Here is a 6470-nt window from a genome sequence, read left to right as displayed (position 1 = left end):
GTGTAGGCGGTCTGGGTGAGGTAGCCGCCGCTGGTGTGCAGGATGCCCTTGGGTTTTCCGGTGGTGCCGGAGGTGTAGAGGATGAACAGGGGGTGCTCGGCGGGGAAGGGCTGTGCTTCGTGCGAAGGCGAAGCGGCGGCGACGGTTTCGTGCCACCACAGGTCGCGGCCGTCGGTCCACGGCACCTCGGTGCCCACCCGCCGCACCACCAGCACGTGCTCCACCGAGGACGGCACGTCACCCTTGGCGGCCAGCGCCTCGTCGACGGCTTCCTTGAGCGGTGCGGGCTTGCCGCGCCGCCACTGCCCGTCGGTGGTGATGATCAGCCTGGCCTCGGCGTCGTCGACCCGCTGACGGAGCGCGCTCGGCGAGAAGCCGGCGAAGACCACCGAGTGGGTGAGGCCCAGTCGCGCGCAGGCGAGCATCGAGACGATGGCCTCGGGGACCATCGGCATGTAGATCGCGACGCGATCGCCGGTCTCGAGGCCGAGTTCGGTCAGGTAGTTGGCGGCGCGCGAGACTTCTTCGAGCAGTTCGCGATAGGTGATGTCGCGGGAATCGCCCGGCTCGCCCTCCCAGTGGATGGCGACCTGGTCGCCGTGCCCGTCTAGGACGTGGCGGTCGACGCAGTTGTAGGCGACGTTGAGCTCGCCGTCGGCGAACCAGCGCGCCACCGGGGCGTCGGACCAGTCCAGCACCTGGGTGAACGGCGTGTGCCAGTGCAACCGGTTCGCCTGCTCGGCCCAGAAGCCGTCGCGGTCGGTCTCGCCGCGCTCGTAGAGGGCGGCGTCCGCGTTGGCGGAGGCGGCGAACTCCGCGCTCGGGGGATACGAGTCCTGGTGTCCTGCAGCGGTTTCGGTCATGTCGAATCAGCCTCACATGCCTCGTGCGGTCGGGTCGGTCGGGCGGGGTGGCCCCTGCCACCTCGACAGTAGTCAACCCGGGGGCCCTCGCGGTGGCGTTGTATCGGCTGGGTTTCGGGGTGGTCAACCGACCTGCTTCATCCGATGACTTCGCGGACAGACCGGGCGGTCGCGGGCTATCGTTTTGAATCAACCGTTCAGCTGATGGTTCCGAGAATTGTTCATATTTTTCTGCTGGGTGAGAGGGGCTCGGCAAATATTCCTGCGTTTCCGACGAGTAACCGTAGGGATACATGTGAAGCGAAAAAGGCTCGGTTCACTGAAAAATCGGGCCGGAGTGGCTAACCTCCGAGCGTTACGCCACGGAATCGAACCGGGAGAGAGCGTTGAGATTCAACAGAGCGATTGCGCTGATCGCCGCGGGCCTGCTGGCCACAAGCCTTGGCTTGACCGCGTGCTCATCCGATGACAGTGCCGAGGACGGCATCGTCACCACCAACGCGGGGGAACCGCAGAATCCGCTGGTACCCACCAATACCAACGAGAACATGGGCGGCCGCGTCGTCGACCGCCTCTTCGCCGGGCTCAAGTACTACGACGCCAACGGCGAGGCGCACGACGAGATGGCCGAGAAGATCGAGACCACCGATCGCAAGTCGTATCGGATCACGATCAAGCCGGACTGGAAGTTCACCGACGGCACCATGGTGACCGCCAAGTCGTTCGTCGACGCCTGGAACTACGGCGCCCTCGCCACGAACGCGCAGTTGCAGAGTTACGTGTTCACCCCCATTGCCGGTTTCGACGAGGTGAATGCCGAACAGCCCAAGGCGCAGACGATGTCGGGCCTGAAGGTGGTCGACGATCGCACCTTCACCGTCGAACTGAAATCCCCCTCGATCGATTTCGAGAGCGCCCTCGGCTACGCGCCGTTCTACCCGCTGCCCGAATCCGCGTTCAAGGACATGAAGGCCTTCGGCGAGAACCCGGTCGGCAACGGCCCGTACCGGTTCAAGACGTGGGAACACAACGTCAAGATCGATCTCGAGCCCAATCCGGACTACCCCGGCGGCCGCCCGGCCAAGAACAAGGGCCTGCGCTTCGCCATGTACCAGTCCTACGAGACGGCCTACGCCGATCTCCAGGCCGGCAACCTCGACGCGCTCGACACCATTCCCGACAGCGCGCTGACCACCTACAAGGCCGACCTCGGCGACCGCGCGATCACCAAGCCGACCGCGCAGAACCAGCACATCGGCATCCAGACCTCCGTGCCGCACTTCGCCGGCGAGGAGGGCGTGCTGCGCCGCAAGGCCATCTCCATGGCGATCAACCGGCCGCAGATCATCGAGAAGATCTTCAATGGTCTGCGCACCCCGTCGCGCGATTTCACCGCAGCCACCCTGCCCGGGTTCAACCCCAACCTGCCCGGTGCCGAGGTGTTCGACTACAACCCGGACGAGGCCAAGAAGCTGTGGGCGCAGGCCGATGCGATGTCGCCGTGGGCCGGGAGCAAGTACACGATCACCTACAACTCCGACGGCGGCCACCAGGCCTGGATCGAGGCCGTGGCCAACAGCGTCAAGAACACCCTGGGGATCGACGCCGTCGCCAGCCCCGTCCCGACGTTCAAGAACGTCCGCGACGCGGTCAACGCCAAGACCATCGGCACCGCCTTCCGCTACGGCTGGCAGGGTGACTACCCGACGATGATGCAGTTCCTGTCCTCGCAGTACTACAGCTACTCCGAGACCAACAACGTCGACTACAACAACCCCGAGGTCGACCGGCTCTTCGACGCCGCGATGGCGGCGCCGACCCAGGCGGAGTCCTACAAGCTGATCGCGCAGGCGCAGACGATCATGATCAGGGACATGGCCGACATCCCCGTGTTCGACTATGTCGCCGCGGCGGGTCGTTCCGACCGTGTCGCCAAGGCCGAACTCGCCTGGAACGGCCTGTTCGACTTCGAGAACATCGAGAAATAGGCACTCGGAGCTGGGCCGGGCCACTCACGTGGCTCGGCCCCAGTCGTTTTCGGAGGAATGATGGCTTGGTACATACTTCGGCGCCTGCTCCAGATGATTCCGGTCTTTCTCGGCGCGACGCTGCTGATCTACGCGATGGTGTTCCTGATCCCCGGCGACCCGATCAAGGCGCTGGCCGGTGAGAAACCGCTGACCCCGGCGGCCGAGGCCGCGCTGCGCGCCCGGTACCACCTCGATCAGCCGTTCATCATGCAGTATCTGCACTATCTGAAGGGGATCCTCACCCTCGATTTCGGCACCTCGTTCTCGGGCAGGCCCGTGCGCGAGGAGCTCGAGCGCGCCTTCCCGATCACCATCAAACTGGCCTTTCTCGCGGTGCTCATCGAGGGCTTCTTCGGCATTCTGTTCGGATTGATCGCGGGCCTGCGCAAGGGCAAGCTGTTCGATTCGACGATGCTGATCGCGAGTCTGGTGATCATCGCCCTGCCGGTGTTCGTCGTCGGTTATCTGGCGCAGTTCCTGCTCGGCGTGAAATGGGGGATCGCCCCGGTGACCGTCAGCGGAAAGGCGAGTCTGGGCGAGCTGCTCGTGCCCGCCTTCGTGCTCGGCTCGCTCTCGTTCGCCTACGTGCTCCGGTTGACCAGGAACTCGGTGGCGGAGAACAAGTCCGCCGACTACGTGCGCACGGCGACGGCCAAGGGACTGAGCCGGCGCCGGGTGGTGTCGGTGCACATCCTGCGGAACTCGATGATTCCGGTGGTGACCTTCCTCGGCGCCGATTTCGGCGCGCTGATGGCGGGCGCGATCGTCACCGAGGGCATCTTCAACATTCCGGGTGTCGGCGGCACCGTGTACCAGGCGATCACCCGCGGCGAGCCGCCGACGGTGGTGTCGTTCGTGACGGTGCTCGTCGTGGTGTTCCTGCTGACCAACCTGGTCATCGACCTGCTCTATGCCGCGCTCGACCCGAGGATCCGTTATGCGTGAGAGTCAACAGCATTTCGTGGCCCCCGCCGACGAGGTGGAGGTGCTCGCGACCGACCGGGTGGTCGACCAGGGCACCCCCACCAGCATCTGGGGCGACGCGTGGCGGCGGTTGCGCCGCAATCCGGTGTTCCTGGTGGCGATGGTGCTGATCGTGCTCGTCCTGCTGGTCGTGGCGTGGCCGTCGCTGTTCACCAGCCAGGATCCGCGCCAGTGCCTCGGCGAGTTCGGCATGGACGGGCCGCGGACCGGTCATCCGTTCGGGTTCGACAAGCAGGGCTGCGACATCTACGCCCGCACCATCTACGGCGCGCGCGCCTCGGTCAGCGTGGGTATCGGTTCGGCGATCCTGTTCCTGCTGGTCGGCGGCGTGCTCGGCGCGGTGTCGGGCTTCTACGGCGGCATCCTCGACACGATCGTCTCGCGCATCGCCGAGATCTTCTACGCCATCCCGATGGTGCTGGCCGCGATCGTGCTGCTGCAGCTGCTGCGGCCCGCGACGGTGACGACGGTGATCCTGATCCTGGTGGCCTTCACCTGGCCACAGGCGGCCAGGATCACCCGCGGCGCGGTGATCGAGGCCAAGAACAGCGAATACGTCACCGCCGCCAAGGCATTGGGCGTCTCCCGGCTCGGCACCCTCGTGCGGCACGTGCTGCCGAACTCCGCGGGGCCGCTGATCGTGGTGGCGACGCTGTGGCTCGGCGTCTTCATCGTCACCGAGGCGACGCTGTCGTTCCTGGGCGTCGGCCTGCCGCCCGACATCGTCGCCTGGGGCGCCGACATCGCCCGCGCGAAGACCGAGATCCGTACCTCGCCGATCCTGTTCTATCCGGCGGCCGCGCTGGCCATCACGGTGCTGAGCTTCATCCTGCTCGGTGACGCGGTGCGCGACGCGCTCGATCCGAAGGAGCGCACCCGATGACCGACGACAAGCCGCTGCTGGAGATCCGCGATCTGGATGTCTGCTTCACCTCCGACGGCAAGCGGGTGCCCGCCGTCCGCGGCGTGAATCTCACCGTCTATCCGGGGCAGACCGTCGCCATCGTCGGCGAGTCCGGATCGGGCAAGTCGACGACCGCGCACGCGATCATCGACCTGCTGCCCGGCACCGGCCAGGTCACCGGCGGCCAGATCGTGTTCGACGGCAAGGACCTCACCAAGGCCTCCGAGAAGGAGATCGTCGCGATCCGCGGCAACGGCATCGGCCTGGTCCCGCAGGACCCGATGTCGAACCTGAACCCGGTCTGGAAGATCGGTTTCCAGATCCGGGAGACGCTGGCCGCCAACGGCATCGCCACCGGCGCCGCCGCGCGCGAACGCTCGATCGAACTGCTCACCGAGGCAGGCATGACCGACGCCGCGCGGCGGGTGAACCAGTACCCGCACGAGTTCTCCGGCGGCATGCGCCAGCGCGCGCTCATCGCCATCGGCCTGTCGTGCAGGCCGAAGCTGCTCATCGCCGACGAGCCGACCTCCGCGCTCGACGTCACCGTGCAGCGCCAGATCCTCGGGCACCTCGAACAGCTCACCACCGAACTCGGCACCGCGGTCCTGTTGATCACGCACGACCTCGGCCTGGCCGCCGAACGCGCCGAACACCTGGTGGTGATGTATCGCGGGCGGGTCGTGGAATCCGGTCCCGCGCTGCAGATCCTGCGCGATCCGCAGCACGCGTACACCAAGAAGCTGGTGAGTTCGGCGCCCTCGCTCGCGGCGCAGCGGATGTCGTCGTCGCGGCAGCGGGCCGCGGTGCGGGCGCAGGCGGTGGAGGTGGCCGAGTCCGAGCACGCCGGCGGTGACACCGTGCTCGAGGCGCGAAACCTGACCAAGGCGTTCAAGATTCGCGGCAAGCGGCCGTGGCAGTCCACGGATTTCGTCGCCGTCGACGACGTGAGCTTCACCGTCGAACGCGGGACCACCACCGCGATCGTCGGCGAGTCGGGCTCGGGGAAGTCGACCATCGCGCAGATGGTGCTCGGCCTGCTCGAGCCGACCTCGGGCACGGTCGCCTTCGACGGCAAGGACGTCAGCACGCTGGATGCCAAGGGCGCCTTCGCGTTCCGTCGCCGCGTGCAGCCGATCTTCCAGAACCCCTACGGCTCGCTCGACCCGATGTACTCGATCTTCCGCACGATCGAGGAGCCGCTGCGGGTGCACAAGATCGGCACCGCCGCCGAGCGGGAGGCGGTGGTCCGCGACCTGCTCGACAAGGTGTCGCTGCCGTCCTCGGTGCTGCGCCGCTATCCGAACGAGTTGTCCGGCGGGCAACGTCAGCGCGTGGCCATCGCGCGGGCGCTGGCGCTCTCGCCCGAACTGGTCGTCTGCGACGAAGCCGTCTCGGCCCTCGACGTGCTGGTGCAGGCCCAGATCCTCACCCTGCTCAACGACCTGCAGGCCGAGCTGGGGCTGACGTATCTGTTCATCACCCACGACCTGGCCGTCGTCCGGCAGATCGCCGACAACGTGCTCGTCATGCAGTCGGGCAAGGTGGTGGAGTCGGCGACGACCGACGAGGTGTTCGCCGCGCCCGAGCAGGAGTACACGCGCGAGCTGCTCGAGGCGATTCCGGGACGGGAGCTGCTCCTGGGCTGAGTCCGGCATCTCCCGGCTCGCGGCGGTGGACGGGCATCAC

The 6470-nt window shown here is 66.8% G+C and carries 5 protein-coding genes; 4 read left to right on the top strand and 1 reads right to left on the bottom strand.

From position 1 onward, the window contains the following. The coding region (locus DFR69_RS32150) for an AMP-binding protein (protein WP_146229478.1) at positions 1 to 863 on the bottom strand (863 nt) is incomplete at its 3' end. A gap of 386 nt (positions 864 to 1249) precedes the next feature. Here DFR69_RS32150 and DFR69_RS32145 point away from each other — a divergent pair. Genes DFR69_RS32145 through DFR69_RS32130 form a run of 4 tightly spaced genes read left to right on the top strand, consistent with a single transcriptional unit; the run spans position 1250 to position 6430 of the window. Further along, positions 1250 to 2851, top strand: coding sequence for a peptide ABC transporter substrate-binding protein (locus DFR69_RS32145; protein WP_244198567.1), 1602 nt, complete (start codon positions 1250 to 1252; stop codon positions 2849 to 2851). Positions 2852 to 2911: 60 nt separating this feature from the next. After that, positions 2912 to 3838, top strand: coding sequence for an ABC transporter permease (locus DFR69_RS32140; protein ID WP_110041458.1), 927 nt, complete (start codon positions 2912 to 2914; stop codon positions 3836 to 3838). After that, positions 3831 to 4760, top strand: a complete 930-nt coding sequence (locus DFR69_RS32135) for an ABC transporter permease (protein WP_110041440.1) — start codon at positions 3831 to 3833, stop codon at positions 4758 to 4760. The genes DFR69_RS32140 and DFR69_RS32135 overlap by 8 nt, the downstream gene beginning before the upstream one ends. After that, positions 4757 to 6430 (top strand): ABC transporter ATP-binding protein, encoded by a 1674-nt coding sequence (locus DFR69_RS32130; RefSeq protein WP_110041439.1) that lies wholly within the window; start codon positions 4757 to 4759, stop codon positions 6428 to 6430. The genes DFR69_RS32135 and DFR69_RS32130 overlap by 4 nt, the downstream gene beginning before the upstream one ends. Positions 6431 to 6470 lie beyond the last annotated feature (40 nt).

Source organism: Nocardia neocaledoniensis, from assembly GCF_003182135.1.
Taxonomy (GTDB): domain Bacteria; phylum Actinomycetota; class Actinomycetes; order Mycobacteriales; family Mycobacteriaceae; genus Nocardia; species Nocardia neocaledoniensis.
This window is presented reverse-complemented; position numbering and strand designations above follow the sequence as displayed.

Bases quoted from the DNA above. Each gene is read 5' to 3' on its own strand.
- DFR69_RS32140 (WP_110041458.1), top strand. From the start codon at position 2,912: ATGGCTTGGTACATACTTCGGCGCCTGCTCCAGATGATTCCGGTCTTT.
- DFR69_RS32135 (WP_110041440.1), top strand. From the start codon at position 3,831: ATGCGTGAGAGTCAACAGCATTTCGTGGCCCCCGCCGACGAGGTGGAG.
- DFR69_RS32130 (WP_110041439.1), top strand. From the start codon at position 4,757: ATGACCGACGACAAGCCGCTGCTGGAGATCCGCGATCTGGATGTCTGC.